The sequence below is a fragment of the Marinobacter sp. MMG032 genome (assembly GCF_040112695.1).
In the GTDB taxonomy this organism is placed as follows: Bacteria; Pseudomonadota; Gammaproteobacteria; order Pseudomonadales; family Oleiphilaceae; genus Marinobacter; species Marinobacter salsuginis.
This window is the reverse complement of record NZ_CP157802.1, coordinates 161,655-179,246: the sequence shown is the minus strand read 5'-3', so window position 1 is coordinate 179,246 and position 17,592 is coordinate 161,655. Positions and strand designations below refer to the sequence as shown.

The window sequence follows — 17,592 nt, the reverse complement described above, 5'->3', positions numbered from 1 at the left end:
TGGTGATTTTACACAATCCGGGTCCGTTGTCAGCCGACTGACGTCCGGTTGCCCGTGTCTCAGTGTGGCTCGGCCTGAAATACCAGCTTTGCCGGAATGCCCTCGATAGGCTGTTGCCCCTGCTGCAGATCAATCCGCCAGGTCATGGTAGCGTCTACGGTACAGAATGGCGCCGTAAAACGCGCGGAGTATTCGTTTCTGTCCCGGTTGCCCAGTGGTACGGGATACTCGCCCATGTACATGGACTCTCCCCGAAGAACGGCGAGAAAACGCTCCGGCCGCTCTGGTGTGACTACCGTGAGTTGGTACTCCATGCCCTGGGTGCCCTCACCCAGTTCGCTCAGGCTGATTTGCCACTCGCCCGAACCGTCTGACCAACTGCAAGGGCCCTCCTGAAGCAAATCACAACGGGCAAGGGGCGCGGCACTCCCTTTGGCAGTAGCACTTTCCAGATCCCCATTGGCATCCTTAAGCAAGCCCGGACCAAACATTGCCACGGCAACAAGCCCCAGAATCAATCCTGCCACTGCTATTACACGTAACATAACGGCACCCCGAACAAACCTGCCGGGCATTATGGGGATTTCTCCCGCCAAGGCAAAGGTTTCTAAACTGGCGCCAGTCATGAGAAAATACCGCGCCTTCAATTCGACCCATTTTGACCACAGGACACGCCCGTGCAGCCGGATATTTCCGTTAAGCACCTGAGCAAGGTATATGGTGACGGTTTCCAGGCCCTGAAGAACATCAACCTGGACATCCGCCGTGGCGAAATCTTCGCCCTGCTCGGCCCCAATGGCGCCGGCAAGACCACGCTGATCAGCATCATCTGCGGCATTGTTAACCTCTCCTCAGGCGAGGTGAAAGCCGCCGGCTACGACATTGTCAAAGACTACCGCAAGGCCCGCGAGACCATCGGCCTTGTGCCCCAGGAACTGAACACCGATTCGTTCGAAACCGTGTGGGATGCCGTTTCCTTCAGCCGCGGTCTGTTTGGCAAGGCGCCGAAGCCGTCCCACATCGAGAAGGTGCTCAAAGACCTCTCGCTCTGGGACAAACGCAACAACCGCATCATGTCGCTGTCCGGCGGCATGAAACGCCGGGTGATGATTGCCAAGGCACTCTCCCATGAACCGCAGATCCTGTTCCTTGATGAGCCGACGGCCGGTGTGGATGTGGAGCTGCGGAGGGACATGTGGGATATGGTCCGCAAACTCCGGGAAAGTGGTGTGACCATTATCCTCACCACCCATTACATCGAAGAGGCCGAGGAGATGGCCGACCGGATCGGCGTGATCCGGCAGGGTGAAATCATTCTGGTTGAGGACAAGACCCAGCTGATGACCAAGCTGGGCAAAAAGGAGCTGCGCCTGCACCTGGCGCACAAGCTCGACAAGGTACCGGGCGAACTGACCCTGGAACCGGTGGAGCTGTCCGAGGACGGCTACCAGCTGATCTACACCTTTGACTCCCAGCAGGAACAGGCCGGCGTTGCCCGGCTGCTTCGGACACTCGGGGATCTGGGCATTGAATACCGGGATCTGCAAACCCGGGAAAGCTCCCTTGAAGAGATTTTTGTCGGCCTGGTGCACGAGTAAGCCCGCCGGCCCAACGGAGAAAGGCATGAACCTTTACGGTATCCGCGCAATCTACAAATTCGAAATGGCCCGCATGCGCCGAACGGTTATGCAGAGCGTGCTCTCACCGGTGATTTCCACCTGCCTGTATTTCGTGGTCTTTGGCTCCGCGATCGGCTCGCGCATGGGTGATATCGACAACATCGCCTATGGGGCCTACATCATTCCAGGGCTGGTGATGCTGTCCCTGCTGATGCAGAGCATCTCCAACGCCTCGTTTGGCATCTACATGCCCAAGTTCTCCGGCACCATCTACGAAGTGCTCTCAGCACCGGTGTCCTACGTGGAAGTGGTCCTGGGATACGTTGGCGCCGCTGCCACCAAATCCGTGATCCTCGGGCTGATCATACTTGCTACGGCGAAGTTCTTTGTGGATTACGACGTACTGCACCCGTTCTGGATGTTCTCGTTCCTGGTGCTGACCTCCATCACCTTCAGCCTGTTCGGGTTCATCATCGGGATCTGGGCGGATGGCTTCGAAAAACTCCAGATTGTCCCGATGATGATCATCACCCCGCTGGTGTTCCTCGGCGGAACCTTCTACTCCATCGATATGCTGCCGGAGGTCTGGCAAACGGTTAGCCTGTTCAATCCGGTGGTTTACCTGATCAGCGGCTTCCGCTGGGCATTCTACGGCGTGTCCGACGTTCATGTCGGCATCAGCGTGGGCATGACCCTGGTGTTTCTCACCGCGTGCATGGTGGGCATCTGGTGGATCTTCAAAACCGGGTACCGGTTACGCTCGTGACAGCGACACCGCAACGCCTTCGAGGCCTGAAAGTCTGGGTCGTACTGGCGGTCAGCTCGCTGATTTACGGGTGCTCTTCAGGCATCGCAGCGCCGCAGGAAGGTCTTCCGGTTGTCGACGCCTGCTTTGTGTCCGCAGCGGGCACAGTGCCGGTAAAACTGGAAGTGGCCAATAGCTCTGAACAGCGCCGGAAGGGATTGATGGGCCGTACGTCTCTCGCTCCCGACGCCGGTATGCTGTTCGAGTACAGCGAGCCGAGGGAAGCGAGCCACGGCTTCTGGATGTACAAAACCCTGATTCCCCTGGACATTGCCTACCTCAACGAGGATGGCGTGATCGGCAGTATCCGGCAGATGGTGCCCTGCGCCTCGGCGAGCGGTGCTGGCTGCCCCACCTACCCCGCCGGCGTGTCGTTTATCCAGGCCGTTGAGATGAACGCCGGTTTTTTCCAGGAACATGGAATCCGGACCGGCGACGGGCTATTCATTGGAAACGGTAATTGCCCGACCCAGTAGGCCGGGCTGATACTCCCGGGCGATTCTAGCTGTCCTGCCACTCCGGCTTACGCTTCTCCAGGAACGCGCAGATACCTTCCTGGGCATCGTTGGCCATCATGTTGTCGGCCATTACTTTCGATGTGTACTCGTAAGCATCTTCAAGCGGCATTTCCAGCTGCCGATAGAAGGCTTCCTTGCCAATTTTCAGTGTATGGCCGGATTTGTCGGCAATGGTGCGGGCCAGCTTGTAGACCATCTCGTCCAGGTGCTGCTCATCGACAATCTGATTAACCAGCCCGATGCGTTCCGCCTTCACGGCGCCGATCATTTCGCCGGTCAGCAGCATTGCCATGGCGTGCTTGCGGGACACGTTCCGGGACAGAGCCACCATCGGTGTGGAACAGAACAGCCCGATGTTCACGCCCGGGGTGGCAAACCGCGCCGTATCCGCCGCTACCGCCAGATCACAGCTGGCCACCAGCTGACAGCCCGCGGCCGTGGCAACACCCGCTACCCGGGCAATCACCGGCCGGGGCAGATTGACGATCTGCTGCATAACCTTGCTGCACTGGTTGAACAGCGCCAGCTGGAATTCATGGCTATCAAACTGCTCCCGAACTTCCCGAAGATCGTGGCCGGCACAGAACACATTGCCATGGGCCGCGAGCACCACAACCCGGGTTTCCGTATCGGAGGCAATAATCTCCAGCTCTTCAGACAGCGCCTCCAGCATGGCCATAGACAGGCTGTTTTTCTTCTCCGGCTGGTTCAGCGTGAGCGTGGTAATGCCATTTTCGCTGTACTTGTGAACCAGTTCTGCGGTTTGTTCAGTCATGAGGACACTCCATTTTTAACGGTGCTGCACCAGGCAACCTGCAAACTTACCCTGAGTATTGCTGACTGCGTCTATACTGTCGAAGCGACTTTTGTAGGATGCTCAGTTTTCGGGGCTTTGCGGTTGTTATAGCCCTCTCCCGCCCATAGGCTGTTTGTATAAGCCAGAACGCAGAGAGGAAGAACGCATGTCGAAATCGATAATCCTCAAAGCCATCTTTGCCATCGCGGTTATTGGCGGCGCTATCTTCATTATCATTGAGGACGAACCGGCAACACCAACTGGCGACATCAATAGCATCCAGCCGCTGCCAGAGCAGGATAACCCCTGAACTGAACAACACACCTCACCAGAACAGGCGAACACACATTGCAGACAACCCGAATCAAAGGACTGACCATCGCCGCCCTCGGCGTGCTGTTTATCGTTCCGGATGCGCTGCTTGTGAAAATCACCTCCGTGGACCCGGTGGTGTTCCTGTTCTGGCGGGGCTTATTGCTGGCCCTCAGTTTCTTTGTGATCAGCTGGGCCCGTTACCGTTCCCGGCTGGTGCCTGAAATTCGCAAATGTGGCCGCAAAGGCCTGTTCTGTGCCGGTGCCTTTGCAATCAGCACCCTCGGCTTCGTAGTCGGCATGAAAAACACCGCCGCCGGCAACGTGCTGGTGATTCTCAACACCGCCCCGGTTATCGCCGCCGTGATCGCCTGGGCGGTCTGGAAAGAAACCCTGCCCCTACGAACCTGGGTCGTCATTCTGGTATGTGTGACCGGGGCCACCTTCATGGCCGTGGGCGAGTTCGGCAAAGGCGATCCCCTCGGCCTTCTAATGGCGGTGGTTGCCGCCACGGCACTGGCCTCCAACCTTAACGTGGCCCGCTCTAAACCCGACAGTGATATGAGCGTGATGCTCATGTTCGGGGCCCTGGTGTTGGCCGCTGTGGCCGCTCTGTTTGGCGGGGCCCAGATGCCCTCAGGCCGGGACTTCTTCTTCATTGCCCTGCTCTGCCTTGTATTCCTGCCGACTGCCTGCATCCTGATCCAGATTGGCCCGCGCTACATTCCCGCGGCAGAGGTCAGCCTGATGCTGCTTTTGGAAACCGTGTTCGGGTCCTTCCTGGTGTGGCTGTTCCTGGGCGAGGTACCGCCAAACCTCAGTCTGGTGGGCGGGGTCATCGTATTCTCAGCTCTGGCTGTGCACGGCTGGACGGAAGTCAGCCGCTACCGAAAGGCGCGGCTATTAGTTGATTAATCCGGTTCCCGCGCGCGAAGATACGCGCTGATCAAAAACAAGGAACCGCATTCATGACCAACGTACCCAAGCTCACCGACGCACTGCTCACCCTGGAAAACCGGGTAGCCACCCTCACCCTGAACCGTCACGACCTGCGCAATGCGCTCACAGGCTCACACCTGATCGACGACATCGTGACCACCGCAGAATGGGTGAACCAGTGCGACGATGTGTCGGTACTGGTGATCACCGGGGCTGGCTCTGCCTTCAGTGCTGGTGGCAACATCCGGGACATGGCCAACCGAAGCGGTGATTTTGCCGGCGACGTGGCCGAATGCGCCGACCGCTACCGCAAGGGGATCCAGCGCATTCCCCTGGCCCTGCAGAACGTCGAAGTGCCCATCATCGCCGCCGTGAACGGCCCCGCCATTGGTGCCGGCTTCGATCTGGCCAACATGGCGGATATCCGCATTGCCTCGGAAAGTGCCAAGTTCGGCGAAACCTTCCTCAACCTCGGCATCATCCCCGGCGACGGCGGCGCCTGGTTCATGCAGCGCCTGATTGGCTATCAGCGCGCCTTTGAGCTCACACTCACCGGCCGCGTGATAGACGCCGCCGAAGCCAAAGACTTGGGTATTGTTCTGGAGGTGGTGCCAGCAGACGAATTGATGAATGCCGCAAACGCCATGGCAAGCCGCATGGCCAGCCAGCCGCCGAAAGCCACACGCCTGACCAAACGCCTGATGAAAATGGCGCCGAGGATGGAACTGAAGGATTTTCTGGATGTGTGTGCCAACTTCCAGGGCATGTGCCACAACGAGCCAGAGCACCTGGAAGCGGTGAATAAAATGCTGGAGGCGATGTCGAAGAAATAGTGGTGCTCCGGGCCGGAATCGAACCGGCACGACCTTGCGGTCGAGAGATTTTAAGTCTCTTGTGTCTACCAATTTCACCACCGGAGCATTCGGGGGGAGGTTTTGACGGGCAGAATTGTATAAGTCTGCGTGGGGTAACGCAATTCGGATTCTGCCCGCGCCCTCAGGCGGCCGGGCTGGCCTCTGCAGGCTTGGTTGCCCTGCCCTTGTAGATGTATCCGACGATTTTCGGCGCCTTGGGGATGTAGAGGTTTTCCAGTTCCTGGATTTCGAAGCCGGCGTGTCGGATCAGGTCGGCGATGTGTCGGTTCAGATGGCAGCCGCCGGCGAGCTTTTTCCACCCTGGGGTGATGCGGTGTTGCCACTTTCGGGTGCCGTCGTCGGGGGATTCGCCGTGTTCGAGGAACAGGAGCTCGCCGCCCGGTTTGAGCACCCGCCACATTTGCTGGAGGGCTGCATGCCAGTCCGGGATCGTGCACAGGGTGAAGGTCAGAAGAACGGTATCGACAGCGTGGTCTTCCAGGGGGATTTTCTCGCCCGGCAGATCCAGCCATTCTACCTTGATGGGGGATCTTGCCAGATTCGGTTGGGCCTTGCGTCGCATGCCTTCTGAGGGCTCCAGCCCGTACACCATGTCAACGTGTTCGGAATTGTAGAATTCCATATTGATGGCCGAGCCCATGCCCACTTCCAGCACCACGCCTTTTGCATGGGGTACTACCTGGCTACGAAGCTTCATCACCTGGCCCATGGAGCATGCGCGGTCTATGATGTGGGGGAGAATCCTGTCTTCGTAAAAGCTCATCGGCAACACCATAATTGTTTTAAATCAAGGGTGCGGCAAAACGCCCTATCGAATTTGCTACCATGTTTAGTAGCATAGTAAGTATCTGCCGGTAATAACAATATAACAAACAGAGCTAAGGCAGCGGCTGAACGGGTTCGCTGGGCCCGTTTGTTATGATGTGACCGTTACCGGAGGGTTCCCATGGAACTTGATCCTCTCATTCTATCGCGAATCCAGTTCGCGTTCGTGGTGTCATTTCACGCCATCTTTCCGGTGTTTACCATCGGCCTTGCCTCCTACATTGCGGTACTCGAAGGCCTTGCCTTCAAAACCGAGAATCCTGTGTGGGTGAAGCTCTCTGCCTTCTGGACCAAGGTGTTTGCCGTGGTGTTCGGTATGGGGGTGGTGTCGGGCATCGTGATGTCGTTCCAGTTCGGAACCAACTGGAGCAATTTCGCGCAGGCCTCAGCCAACTTCCTTGGCCCTATCTTGAGTTATGAGGTGGTTACGGCGTTCTTCCTGGAGGCGGCGTTCCTCGGGGTGCTGCTCTTTGGTCGGGATAAGGTGCCGGCAGGCGTTCACCTGTTTGCCGCCATCATGGTTGCGACGGGTACCTTTATTTCTTCCTTCTGGATTCTCTCGGCCAACAGCTGGATGCAGACTCCGGCCGGCACCGAGCTGCGCGACGGCGTGTTCTATGTGACTTCCTGGAGCGAGGCGATCTTCAACCCCTCCTTCCCTTACCGCTTTGCCCATATGGCGCTGGCGTCCTTCCTCACCGGCGGCTTCGTGGTGGCCGGCGTGAGCGCCTGGTATCTCCTGCGGGGTCGCGAGGTGGAGGCCAACAAGAAAGCGCTGTCCATGTGCCTGTGGCTGTTGCTGTTCATTGCGCCTGCTCAGGCGGTGCTGGGTGATTTTCACGGCCTGAACACCCTGGAGCATCAGCCCACCAAGGTTGCGGCCATGGAAGGTAACTGGGAAACCTCCCGCAATGTGCCGTTGCTGCTGTTCGCCATTCCCGATCAGGAAAACCAGCGGAACCTTTACGAGATTGGTATTCCCAGCCTGGCCAGCTTCATTCTGACCCATGAATGGGACGGAGAGGTGCCCGGTGTGAGCGCAGTGCCGGTTGAAGAGCAGCCTCCGGTGGCGATTGTGTTCTGGTCCTTCCGGATCATGGTAGGTATTGGCCTGCTGATGATCGCCTTCGCGGTAACCGGCCTGGTTCTGCGTGCCGGCGGCAGGTACTGGCGCACCAACTGGTTCCTGCAGGGGATGCGTTTTATGAGCATTGCGCCCTTCTTTGCGGTACTCACCGGCTGGTTCGTAACAGAAGTGGGCCGCGCGCCCTGGCTGGTGTATGGCCAGATGACCCAAGCCGAGGCACTGACCCCGTCACTGACCGGCGGCATGGCGTTGTTCACGCTCATCGGCTATATCGTTGTGTACGCTCTGGTGTTTTCTGCCGGTGTCTACTACCTCATGCGTGTGTTGTATGTCGGTCTTGAAGACCGTGATGAGGACGAACACGAGGCAGATCGACCCAAGCGTCCGTTCTCCGCTGCACATGTGCCTTTCGAAATCGAACACGATTCTGACGATACTGTTGGTACTGCCAAGCCGGTCAACCAGGGAGGTCACTGATTATGGAACTGTTTGATCTGCCTCTTATCTGGGCATTCATTATCGGCTTCGGCATTATCATGTATGTGTTGATGGACGGGTTCGACCTGGGCGTGGGTATTCTCTTCCCCTTTGCACCGAACGAGGAAGCCCGCGACACCATGATGAACTCGGTGGCCCCGGTGTGGGACGGCAACGAAACCTGGCTGGTGCTCGGTGGCGCCGGTCTTCTGGCCGCCTTCCCCATGGTGTATTCCATCTTCCTGCCGGCACTCTATATCGGTGTATTCCTACTATTGGCCGGGCTGATCTTCCGTGGCGTGGCCTTTGAGTTCCGGTTCAAGGCCCGTACGTCACGTTATCTCTGGAACTGGGCGTTTGCCGGCGGCTCCACCGTTGCATCGTTTGCCCAGGGCGCCGTGGTCGGGGCCTATATCCAGGGCTTTGAAACCGCCAATGGCGTCTATGTTGGCGGCGCGCTGGACTGGCTGACGCCGTTCACCGTGCTCACGGGGCTGGGTATGCTGGCCGGCTATGCCCTGCTGGGTTCCACCTGGCTGATCATGAAAACCGAGGGGAATCTGCAGCAGTGGGCCTACAAGATCACCCTGCCCTTGCTCCTCGCGGTGTTGGTGGTCTTCGGCATCATCGGTGTCTGGACCCCCTTCGTGGATGAAATGGTGCGTGAGCGCTGGTTCTCCAACTTGAGCATTATCTGGGTCCTGCCGGTTCTGACACTGCTTTGCGCTATCCAGATTTACCGTTCGGTTCGTGATCGCAAAGACGGCATGCCGTTCGTGGCCACCATGGGCCTGTTCATCACCACCTATCTGGGCCTGGTGGTCAGCCGCTGGCCCTATGTGGTCCCGCCGGAATACACGCTTTGGGAGGCAGCCTCCGCCTATGAATCCCAGCTGTTCCTGCTGTTGGGCCTGCTGTTCGTGATTCCGATTGTGCTGGTCTACACCGCCTGGACCTATTGGGTCTTCCGCGGCAAGGTACGCGCCGGCGAGGGATATCACTAAGTGGCGGAGCCATCGGCCAATGGGGACGGAGAGAATACCTCCGCCACCGATCAGAAAGCCGTCAAAGGATGGCTTTCTGATCTGGCCCGTGGCAGTCGCCTGTTGATCCGGAGTACCGTGGCTGCCGGCACCGTTGCCGGCATTGCCACCATTATTCAGATGGTTTTGCTTGCCCGGATTATCCATCTGGGCATCATTGACGAGGTTCCGGTTGCGGACCTCACTCCTCTTTTTCTGGGTCTGATTATCGCCCTCGTTGTGCGCGCACTTGGCCAGGGCTACCAGACCCGCTTCGCCGCTCGATGCAGCGAACAGGTTCGCCGTGACGCCCGCCGGCAACTCCACAAGCACTGGCAGGCCACCGGCCCCGTTGAACTGGGCCAGTCTTCGGCTGGCGCTCTTGCCCGCGAATGGATAGATCACGTGGAAGCCCTGCATGGCTACTTCGCCCGTTTTCTGCCGCAGATGACCCTGTCGATGATTGTGCCACTGCTGATCCTCGCCCTGGTGTTCTGGCTGGATTGGCTGGCCGGCATCTTCCTGCTGCTGTCTGCACCGCTGATTCCCCTGTTCATGGCGCTGGTGGGTATGGGTGCGGAGAGACTGAACCAGCAGCATTTTGAAACCATCAGCCGACTATCCGGCCAGTTCCTGGACAAGGTACGCGGCCTGACTACGCTGCAGCTCTTCGGGCAGACCGAGGGGGCAGCCGAGCTGATTCGCAAGCGCTCGGATCATTACCGACGCATCACCATGAAAACGCTCCGGGTCGCGTTTCTGTCCTCGGCGGTTCTGGAGTTCTTTGCCTCGGTGGCCATCGCCGTTATCGCCATCTACATCGGGTTTGGTCTCCTGGGGTACATCACATACGGCCCTTCCGAAGATCTGACCCTGTTTTCCGGGCTGCTGATTCTGTTACTGGCCCCGGAGTTTTTCCAGCCGCTGCGCACTCTTTCCCAGCATTATCATGATCGTGCCGCAGCGATGGGTGCTGGTACCGAAATTCTTGAGCGGCTGGCATCCCCGGTAAACCTCCAGAGCGCGAGTGAAACCGTGTCTGTGGAGGGCGCGGAAGACCGGATCGAGCTGCGTTCCGTCAGCAAGAGCTTCCGGTCGGGTCAGAAGGTGTTGAGTGATCTCACGCTGACCATCCGCAAAGGCGAAGTGGTTGCCCTGACAGGCCCCTCCGGCGGCGGGAAGTCCACCCTGCTACACCTGCTGGCCGGCTTTATCGCACCGGATGCCGGTCAGATCCACCTGTTCGGCGAGGCACCGGGCAGTTTCCGCTTTGGCTGGCTGGGCCAGAAAGGGTTTCTGGTTCACGGCACCTGGGCCGACAACCTCAGACTGACCACTCCGGATGCCTCTGATATCGCCATCGAGACGGCCCTGCGCAATGTGGGCCTCGGTTCCCTGCTCGACAGTCGCCAACAGGGTATTTACAGCCCGGTATCCGAGGAGGGCCAGGGGCTTTCCGGCGGCCAGGCAAGAAGGCTGAGTCTGGCGCGTATTTTCCTGGCGGATTACGACCTGATTCTGCTCGATGAACCCACTGCCGGCCTGGACAGCGACAGTGAAGTGTTTGTGCTGGAGGCCCTGCATAAACTGGCGGTGGCCGGTAAAACCCTGATTTTCTCAACCCACCACCAGGCCCTACTCACTCTGGCAAACCGCGTGCTGCTGATGTCCGAAGGGGAGGTGCGCGATGCGTGAGCTGAAGCCCTGGCTGGACCTGATCTTCAAACGCCCAGGGCGCCTGGTTGTGGGCGGTTTCCTGATTTTGGCCACCCTGCTCTCCGGCATAGGTCTGTTGGCGGTATCCGGATGGTTTATTACCGAAACTGCGCTGGTTGGCTTGCTGTTGGCCGCCGGTGTGGCGGCGACCATAAACCTTTACGTACCCGGCGGCGCGATTCGGTTTTTTGCCGTTTCCCGCACGGTGTTCCGGTATCTGGAGCGGGTCTACAACCACGATACCGTTCTGAGGTTGCTCACAGACATTCGTGTCGCTTTGTTCAAACGTTTGTCCTGCGCCAATCGCGTTCGCCGTGGCGAGCTGAGCGGCGCCCAGTGGCTATCCAGGCTCACCACCGATGTGGATGCCCTGGACACCCTCTACCTGCGCCTGATTGCACCCACCGCCCTTGCGGGCCTGGTTACTCTGCTGGTGATGGTTCTGGCTGCCGTGCTCTTTGATATCGGAACGGCATTGCTGGTGGGAATGTTGCTGGTCATTGCCCTGGTAATCGCCACCGCAGGGGTTTATCTGAGAACCTGGCGCCTGGCGGCCCGGCAAAGCGACCGGCAGGAAGACCTTCGAACGGCGGTGATCGAGCACATCGAGGGTTTCCCCGAGCTGACCGCGGCCGGGCGCACCGGCAAACATGCGGCCTGGCTCATGCGCCAGGCCCATCAGGTAACTGCCGAGCAGGCCAGGGCCGATACCCGGATAGGCTGGCATCTGGCTGGCTCCCATTTGTTCGTCAATCTTTCTGCCGTTCTGGCCCTTTGGACAGGCTTTGCCCTGTTCCAGTCGGGGTCGGTGTCTGGCCCGGTGTTGGTGTTACTGCCCATTGCCCTGCTCGGCCTGGCCGAGGTCTACGCCATGCTGCCGGATGCCTTTGGCAAGCTCGGGGCAACTGTCGCGTCTGCGGCGCAGTTGAACCGGGATTGCCGGGAGGATGACCAGAACGCCGCGCCCAGCGCCTCAGAACTGCCGCCGGGAAAAGCCCTTCTGGCGGAAGATATTGCCGTAAAACATGAGGGTTACGCGCCTTTATTTACGCACTTCAACCTTGGGATTGAGGATGGAGAGCACATCGGCATTCTCGGGCATTCGGGCAGCGGCAAATCCTCCCTGGCGGATGTGCTCGCCGGCCTGCTGCCCACCGCCCAGGGCAATCTGACGAGGAGGGAGTGCGTTTACCTCACCCAGAAAACCGTGTTGTTTGAGGATACCCTCCGGGCCAATCTGCTGTTGGGCTCGCCCGAGGCCTCGGACACCGAACTCTGGAGCATCCTGGAGCAGATGGAGTTGGCTGAACGTTTTGCCACCGAACCGGACCGCCTAGATACCTGGCTCGGCAGTGCCGGCAGCCGACTCTCCGGGGGTGAAGCAAGGCGTGTGGCCCTGGCGCGTGTGCTATTGAACCCCGCCCCGCTGGTAATACTGGATGAGCCGTTTACCGGCCTGGATGCCGATACCCGGGCGCGGATTTCAAAACGGATGGAAACGCGTCTGGAAGGAAAAACCGTGGTTAGCCTGGCACACGGGTCGGATGCCCTCCCGGACACCGACCGTGTGATTTACCTCAGCGGTTAACGGGTCTCGAGTACCTCGAAAGTCAGGCCCGCCTTGCTGGTGAGACGGTCCATCAGCTTGCCGTCGAGCAGCGAAGACGGCGTCCAGAACCCGCCGGGCTGATCCGCCGGAATATCGAACGCCAGACACATCCCTGCTTCACCCAACATCTTGCCGGTGGAACCGTAGCCCGGGTCCTGATCGCCGGTCACCTTGGTGATAATGGTTTTGCCATCTTCCGTGCGGCCAACAAAACGAAGGTCATAGAACCCGGCCTTCTGGGCTTCCGGGCTGGGTCCTTCGCCCGGCTTGGGCACGAACTTCTCAACCAGCCAGCGGGTGGGTTTGACGGCAGAGGCCATCAGGAATGCCCCCAGACCGCCGGTGACGGCATACGCTGCCAGACGGCCCTTGGTACCACGACCGGTCATCATGGCTTCGTCGTAGGTGAACTCCTTGCCATAACGCGCGTTCTGCAGGGCGTTGGAACGATGAACCACGCGTGTGTTGATCGCTGCCATCACAAAAGGCGCGAGCCAGGCGTTGAAGGTCTTGTCGTACTCTGCACCTTTCAGGCTCGGCTGACGGGTCTTGGAGCGATGATCTGGCGGGCAGATTGAAAACGGATTGGCCATTTGTTTCCGCAGTTTCGGATCGGCCGCGGCTTCCTTTACCGCGTTCATCAGGGAGGCAACGGTCCCACCCGAGAATTCGCCTTTGGCGGTTTTCACCCGCATGCGAACATCCCGGCATGGCGCACCGAAGGTCTGCTCTGCCTGGTTCTGAAGGAACCACACGCCCATGTCGGAGGGAATCGAATCGAAGCCGCAGCAATGCACGATGCGGGCACCGGAGGACTTGGCTTCTTCCTCGTAGCGCTCCACCATCTTGCGGATCCACTGCACTTCACCGGTCAGGTCGCAATAATCCGTGCCACTGCGCACGCACGCCTGCACCAGAGGCTCACCGTAAAGCGCGTAGGGGCCAACGGTGGAAATAATGACTCGGGTTTGCTCGCACATGGCCTTCAGGGCAGCCTCGTCGGACGCATCCGCCAGGATCACTGGCAGGTCTTTGGCTTTGGAGCCAAGCTCACCGTTCAGGGTGTTGAGCTTGCTCTCGGAGCGACCGGCAATTGCCCATTTCACCGACTGGCCCACTCCGTAGGTTTCGAGCAAGTAACGGGTGAGAATCTGGCCAACGAAGCTGGTGGCACCGAACACCACCAGGTCATAGGCCGTTTCTGAGGATTTGGTCATTGCTCTTCCTTAGTCAAAATTAGCTGGAAAGTTGATAGAGAATTAACAGAGCACTGGTTCAGGGTTCAACGAACGGCTGCGGTTGCCTTGGTGCCCATCAGGCGCATGAATACGGCCACACCCAGGCCCCAGAACCCATTGAGGATAAGCCCGCCAACCCAGGTCTGAGCAGAGACATCGAGCCCTTTAAGAGGAAACACCACCAGCATGGCAACGGCTGTGGGACCAACTGCCCCTACAATGACATGCCCCAGCCAGAACTTCATCCCCGCAAGGCGACCGAGAATCAGCCACAGCAACATACCCCAGAGGCCACCAAAGAACGCCAGTGATACAACCTGCGGAACGCCCAGCGGTGGCACCGGTGACATGTTGAACGGCGCTGCGGGCACAACACCGCCCAGCCAGAACAGTGCGAACAGGCCCTGATGGAATACCAGGGTCGCGAGAAAACCACTTGCAAACGCCTTGAACCAAACCATGAACAATCCTCTGTTGGTGTGAATAGTTGGCCTTAACTCGTTGATTCTGCGTAGCTCATCCTACAACTGCAACCGATATTAGCAGTTTTGAGCGCTCGTTCTACTTTCCCCGCCGCGCTATTGGATCCGTCGTCACGGCCAATCGTTTGTCATACTTCATGGGGCACACTGCAACACAGTGCACGACACGATTTCCGGAGGTTCGAATTGATCACCTTTTTGATGGTACTGAGCATCTTGCTTGTGCTGTTCAGCGCTTTCGTCTGCTGGCAGGTTCTTGAACAGCGCAAAGTGATCGCACAGATGATGGAGAATGACGACATCGCAGATTCCGAGCAGCAGCCGGAAATGGTTATTACGCTACGGGTACTGGATCCGATTGCCCTGGCCAAACGGGAATCACGCTCTGCCCGCGTGCTTGCCGACAAACTCCCCGTGATGGTCCGCAAAATGGTGTACCAGGAAGTGCTAAAAGAGCTCGAAAACGAAATGGCAGAGCGTGAAATCGAGGTCGACATGCAGCTTGAGTATCGATGATTCGGGTAGTCACTCTGGTTGATGGAAGCGCATTAACATGATCACCACCGCGATCGTATCTTTTCTCCTGCTACTGGCCTTCATGGGCTTCGGCATCGCCTATTGGCAGCTCCTGCTGTGCCGCCGTGAAGCCCGGATTCTCAATTCTCATCGGGTGGCGGCACACAGCGCCCTACAGAAAAGCAGAATGGATCTTCTGGAAGTCCGGAACCGTGCCCGCCTGCTGGAAGATTCCGTCTCAGGCGGTGCCAGCGCAGTGGAGAAAGTTCACAAGGCGATTTCCAACACCACGTTCGGGCTGATTGATCTTTTCTCGAAAGATGAAGAGTTCCGGCAGACGGCCCGAAAAGCGCGAGCCACCCATGACCAGACCAGTCAGCAGATCTACCGAACGGTGCGCACCACCAACAAAGCGCTGCACATCCTTGCCGATACCCTGATCATCGGCAAGGCCGAAAAGCGGCTGGCGTCCCGCAAGCGTGACAAGGGCCAAGGTTCCGACGATCAATAGCTTTTGGGAGGTTAGCTCTTTTCCGAGGATTTGAGCACCACGTCGACGGTCACCTCCAGTGAGTCAAGCGCCGCTGCCTTCTCAAGTCCCTCGGCGCTGGCCCGGTACAGATGCGGTGTCATGGCCAGAAGATCGGCAATACTTTCCTGATCCGGGAGTGTCACTGTAGTAGCCCCCAATTAAACCGGACACCTTGGTAGAAGCAAAGGCCTAGGCATAGACCTAGTGCAAAGGAGTGTCCAAGGTGGAGAGAATCGAAGTCATAACCGGAGTGCAGCGCCGTCGCCGGTATTCCGCGCAGGAGAAAGCATTCATGGTTGCAGAGTGTGAGCAGCCAGGCATGTCGGTATCGCTTGTAGCCCGGCGTCATGGTATATCAGCAAGTCTGTTGTTCCGTTGGAAGAAGCTGATGAAAGACGGTGGCATGTCCGCGATTGAATCCGGTGATGAGGTTGTAAGCGCATCCGAGGTCAAAGCCCTGAAAAAGAAGGTTCGGGAGCTGGAGCGGATGTTGGGCCGCAAGACGATGGAAGCTGAAATACTCCGGGAAGCCCTGGAGGTGGCTCAGTCAAAAAAGTTGATCTCGCGCATGCCGTTGCTGCCACCGGACGATACCCTCTGAAGCGGGTTGCGGAAGTGCTGAAGGTATCGCGCTCCAATCTTCTGGATCGCCTTCATGGTCGCCAGAAAGGCCGAAGCCCGAGATACAGCAAACAAGACGATGACCGGCATTTGCCGTTTATCCGTGAGCTGTGCGAGGCCCGTGCTGCCAATGGCTATCGAAGGATCACGGCTCGACTGAATCGGTTGCTCGCAGCCAACGATGAGCGAGTAAACCACAAGCGCGTGTACCGACTGATGAAGCAGGATGGGCTGCTGTTACCCCGGTATACAGGGCGACCTCAAGAGCGCTGCCACAATGGCCAGGTTATTACGTTGAAGCCGGACCTTCGTTGGTGCTCAGATGGCTTTGAGATCCGCTGCTGGAACAAGGAGGTTGTCCGCGTAGCCTTCAGCCTGGACTGCTGTGATCGCGAGCTGATGCGCTATGTAGCGACTACTGGTGGCATCACCGGTGAGATGGTTCAAGACCTGCTGCTGGAAAGCTTGGAATACCGGTTCGGCCAGTCAGAGCGAGTGCCTCATCCGCTGGAATGGCTGACGGACAATGGCAGTTGCTACATTGCCAAAGAAACGCGAGCCTTCGCGTCCTCTCTGGGCTTTGTCGTGTGTACCACACCGGTGAGAAGCCCTCAGAGCAACGGCATGGCTGAGGCCTTCGTGAAGACGTTTAAGCGCGACTATGTGTACTTGAACGATCTCCCTGATGCCGCCACGGTGATGGCCAGGTTGCCGGAATGGGTCGAAGACTATAACCGCAGCCACCCGCACAAGGGGCTGAAAATGAAATCGCCCTGGGAGTACCGGGCGGAACTGGCATCAAACGAATGAGGTGGTGTCCGGTTTAGCGGGGGCAACTACAGTCACGGAGAAACGCACGACGGTAGAGTCCAGTTGTCGGAAGCCCTCCGGTGCTGCGCTGTCGGTCTTTCCAGGCGATTTCAGCTCGGGATAGATGATTTCTCGCAGCTCTCGAAGATGATCGGCACCGGCATCCACCTGGATCACCTGCCCACCGGGCTTAAGCACACGGGCAAATTCGCCATAGACCGGAAAACCAAACAGGCAAAGCACCAGATCCAGTGATTCCGGCAGAACCGGCAGGTTTGCATTGCTGCCCACTACCCATCGGGTCTGTTTATCCTGTTTTGCCGCTGCGAGGACCGCCCATTTCGAAATATCGACACCAATCATCGCAAGGTCTTTATCGCCAGCCTTGCCTGCCAGGTGCCGGAGGTAATAGCCTTCTCCGGAACCTGCGTCCAGCACCGACCCCTTCCCCTCATCGGGCAGCGACTGCAGCGCCCGATCGCTAACCGACTCGGCGATCCTTGCGTAGAAGCCGGCATTCAGGAACCGTTGTCTGGCCGCCACCATCGCCTTGCTGTCGCCCGGGTCCAGGGTACGTTTCTTCTGGACCGGCAACAGGTGCACGTAGCCCTGCCGGGCGACATCAAAACTGTGCCCGTTCTCGCACCGCCAGGACGTTCCGCTGGCGGTGAGCGCGCACCCGTCCAACGGGCAGGCTAAAGCATCAAAGGGTGTGGTGGTCATGGTGTTTGAATCCGGTTCAACAGTCGGGCCGGGTATCATGGCAGGTATTGGAGTTTCACCCAACGCAAAA

The 17,592-nt window shown here is 58.4% G+C and carries 20 protein-coding genes and 1 tRNA gene; 13 read left to right on the top strand and 8 right to left on the bottom strand.

What is annotated here, in order from left to right:
- Positions 1-59 precede the first annotated feature (59 nt).
- Positions 60-545 (bottom strand): hypothetical protein, encoded by a 486-nt coding sequence (locus tag ABNF92_RS00830; RefSeq protein ID WP_291909022.1) that lies wholly within the window; start codon positions 543-545, stop codon positions 60-62.
- Positions 546-677: 132 nt separating this feature from the next.
- On the opposite strand from ABNF92_RS00830, the gene ABNF92_RS00825 reads away from it, so the two are divergent.
- From ABNF92_RS00825 to ABNF92_RS00815, 3 genes are read left to right on the top strand one after another with little or no spacing between them, the layout of a single operon-like run.
- Positions 678-1,598: an ABC transporter ATP-binding protein gene (locus ABNF92_RS00825; protein ID WP_069183617.1), complete on the top strand. Its 921-nt coding sequence runs from the start codon at positions 678-680 to the stop codon at positions 1,596-1,598.
- 25 nt (positions 1,599-1,623) lie between these two features.
- Positions 1,624-2,385 (top strand): ABC transporter permease, encoded by a 762-nt coding sequence (locus ABNF92_RS00820; protein ID WP_136632317.1) that lies wholly within the window; start codon positions 1,624-1,626, stop codon positions 2,383-2,385.
- Positions 2,349-2,900 carry a DUF192 domain-containing protein gene (locus tag ABNF92_RS00815; protein ID WP_349343153.1) on the top strand — a complete coding sequence of 184 codons (552 nt, stop codon included), beginning with the start codon at positions 2,349-2,351 and terminating at the stop codon, positions 2,898-2,900. The genes ABNF92_RS00820 and ABNF92_RS00815 overlap by 37 nt, the downstream gene beginning before the upstream one ends.
- A 25-nt stretch (positions 2,901-2,925) precedes the next feature.
- On the opposite strand, the gene ABNF92_RS00810 is transcribed toward ABNF92_RS00815, so the two are convergent.
- Positions 2,926-3,717: an enoyl-CoA hydratase gene (locus ABNF92_RS00810; protein WP_349343152.1), complete on the bottom strand. Its 792-nt coding sequence runs from the start codon at positions 3,715-3,717 to the stop codon at positions 2,926-2,928.
- A gap of 187 nt (positions 3,718-3,904) precedes the next feature.
- Here ABNF92_RS00810 and ABNF92_RS00805 point away from each other — a divergent pair, with 187 nt between their 5' ends.
- The 3 genes from ABNF92_RS00805 to ABNF92_RS00795 are packed head-to-tail and all read left to right on the top strand — an operon-like array spanning position 3,905 to position 5,822.
- Positions 3,905-4,048 carry a hypothetical protein gene (locus tag ABNF92_RS00805; protein ID WP_167352695.1) on the top strand — a complete coding sequence of 48 codons (144 nt, stop codon included), beginning with the start codon at positions 3,905-3,907 and terminating at the stop codon, positions 4,046-4,048.
- Positions 4,049-4,086: 38 nt separating this feature from the next.
- On the top strand, positions 4,087-4,965 hold the full coding sequence (locus tag ABNF92_RS00800) for a DMT family transporter (RefSeq protein WP_153633465.1): 879 nt from the start codon (positions 4,087-4,089) through the stop codon (positions 4,963-4,965).
- Positions 4,966-5,018: 53 nt separating this feature from the next.
- Complete coding sequence (locus tag ABNF92_RS00795; protein WP_291909008.1) at positions 5,019-5,822, top strand: enoyl-CoA hydratase-related protein; 804 nt, start codon at positions 5,019-5,021, stop codon at positions 5,820-5,822.
- On the opposite strand, the gene ABNF92_RS00790 is transcribed toward ABNF92_RS00795, so the two are convergent.
- A tRNA-Leu gene (locus ABNF92_RS00790) sits at positions 5,823-5,909 on the bottom strand.
- Positions 5,910-5,985: 76 nt separating this feature from the next.
- Positions 5,986-6,627, bottom strand: a complete 642-nt coding sequence (locus tag ABNF92_RS00785; RefSeq protein WP_349343151.1) for a class I SAM-dependent methyltransferase — start codon at positions 6,625-6,627, stop codon at positions 5,986-5,988.
- Between the two features lie 183 nt (positions 6,628-6,810).
- Here ABNF92_RS00785 and ABNF92_RS00780 point away from each other — a divergent pair, with 183 nt between their 5' ends.
- Genes ABNF92_RS00780 through cydC form a run of 4 tightly spaced genes read left to right on the top strand, consistent with a single transcriptional unit; the run spans position 6,811 to position 12,579 of the window.
- Positions 6,811-8,253, top strand: coding sequence for a cytochrome ubiquinol oxidase subunit I (locus ABNF92_RS00780; protein WP_291909003.1), 1,443 nt, complete (start codon positions 6,811-6,813; stop codon positions 8,251-8,253).
- A 2-nt stretch (positions 8,254-8,255) separates the two neighbouring features.
- Complete coding sequence (gene cydB / locus ABNF92_RS00775; RefSeq protein WP_069183608.1) at positions 8,256-9,257, top strand: cytochrome d ubiquinol oxidase subunit II; 1,002 nt, start codon at positions 8,256-8,258, stop codon at positions 9,255-9,257.
- Positions 9,258-10,970 (top strand): thiol reductant ABC exporter subunit CydD, encoded by a 1,713-nt coding sequence (gene cydD, locus ABNF92_RS00770; protein ID WP_349343150.1) that lies wholly within the window; start codon positions 9,258-9,260, stop codon positions 10,968-10,970. It begins immediately after the preceding gene.
- Positions 10,963-12,579, top strand: coding sequence for a thiol reductant ABC exporter subunit CydC (gene cydC / locus ABNF92_RS00765; protein WP_349343149.1), 1,617 nt, complete (start codon positions 10,963-10,965; stop codon positions 12,577-12,579). The genes cydD and cydC overlap by 8 nt, the downstream gene beginning before the upstream one ends.
- On the opposite strand, the gene ABNF92_RS00760 is transcribed toward cydC, so the two are convergent.
- Positions 12,576-13,817 (bottom strand): saccharopine dehydrogenase NADP-binding domain-containing protein, encoded by a 1,242-nt coding sequence (locus ABNF92_RS00760; RefSeq protein WP_349343148.1) that lies wholly within the window; start codon positions 13,815-13,817, stop codon positions 12,576-12,578. The two genes, cydC and ABNF92_RS00760, sit on opposite strands and share 4 nt — an antisense overlap.
- Positions 13,818-13,882: 65 nt before the next feature.
- On the bottom strand, positions 13,883-14,299 hold the full coding sequence (locus ABNF92_RS00755; RefSeq protein WP_136632219.1) for a hypothetical protein: 417 nt from the start codon (positions 14,297-14,299) through the stop codon (positions 13,883-13,885).
- 207 nt (positions 14,300-14,506) lie between these two features.
- Between ABNF92_RS00755 and ABNF92_RS00750 the strand changes: the two genes are divergently transcribed.
- Entirely contained in the window at positions 14,507-14,836 is a 330-nt protein-coding gene (locus ABNF92_RS00750) for a hypothetical protein (RefSeq protein WP_141697202.1), read from the top strand.
- 37 nt (positions 14,837-14,873) lie between these two features.
- Positions 14,874-15,347 (top strand): hypothetical protein, encoded by a 474-nt coding sequence (locus ABNF92_RS00745; RefSeq protein ID WP_209397301.1) that lies wholly within the window; start codon positions 14,874-14,876, stop codon positions 15,345-15,347.
- An 11-nt stretch (positions 15,348-15,358) separates the two neighbouring features.
- Here ABNF92_RS00745 and ABNF92_RS00740 read toward each other — a convergent pair whose 3' ends face one another.
- Positions 15,359-15,526 (bottom strand): hypothetical protein, encoded by a 168-nt coding sequence (locus tag ABNF92_RS00740; RefSeq protein WP_349343147.1) that lies wholly within the window; start codon positions 15,524-15,526, stop codon positions 15,359-15,361.
- A gap of 65 nt (positions 15,527-15,591) precedes the next feature.
- On the opposite strand from ABNF92_RS00740, the gene ABNF92_RS00735 reads away from it, so the two are divergent.
- Positions 15,592-16,799 (top strand): IS3-like element ISMaq2 family transposase gene (locus ABNF92_RS00735; RefSeq protein WP_349342663.1). Its coding sequence is split into 2 segments (ribosomal slippage): positions 15,592-15,919 and positions 15,919-16,799, totalling 1,209 coding nucleotides; the frame shifts between segments, so codons are not numbered across the junction.
- Here ABNF92_RS00735 and ABNF92_RS00730 read toward each other — a convergent pair.
- Entirely contained in the window at positions 16,788-17,522 is a 735-nt protein-coding gene (locus tag ABNF92_RS00730; protein WP_349343146.1) for a putative RNA methyltransferase, read from the bottom strand. The two genes, ABNF92_RS00735 and ABNF92_RS00730, sit on opposite strands and share 12 nt — an antisense overlap.
- Between the last annotated feature and the right edge of the window lie 70 nt (positions 17,523-17,592).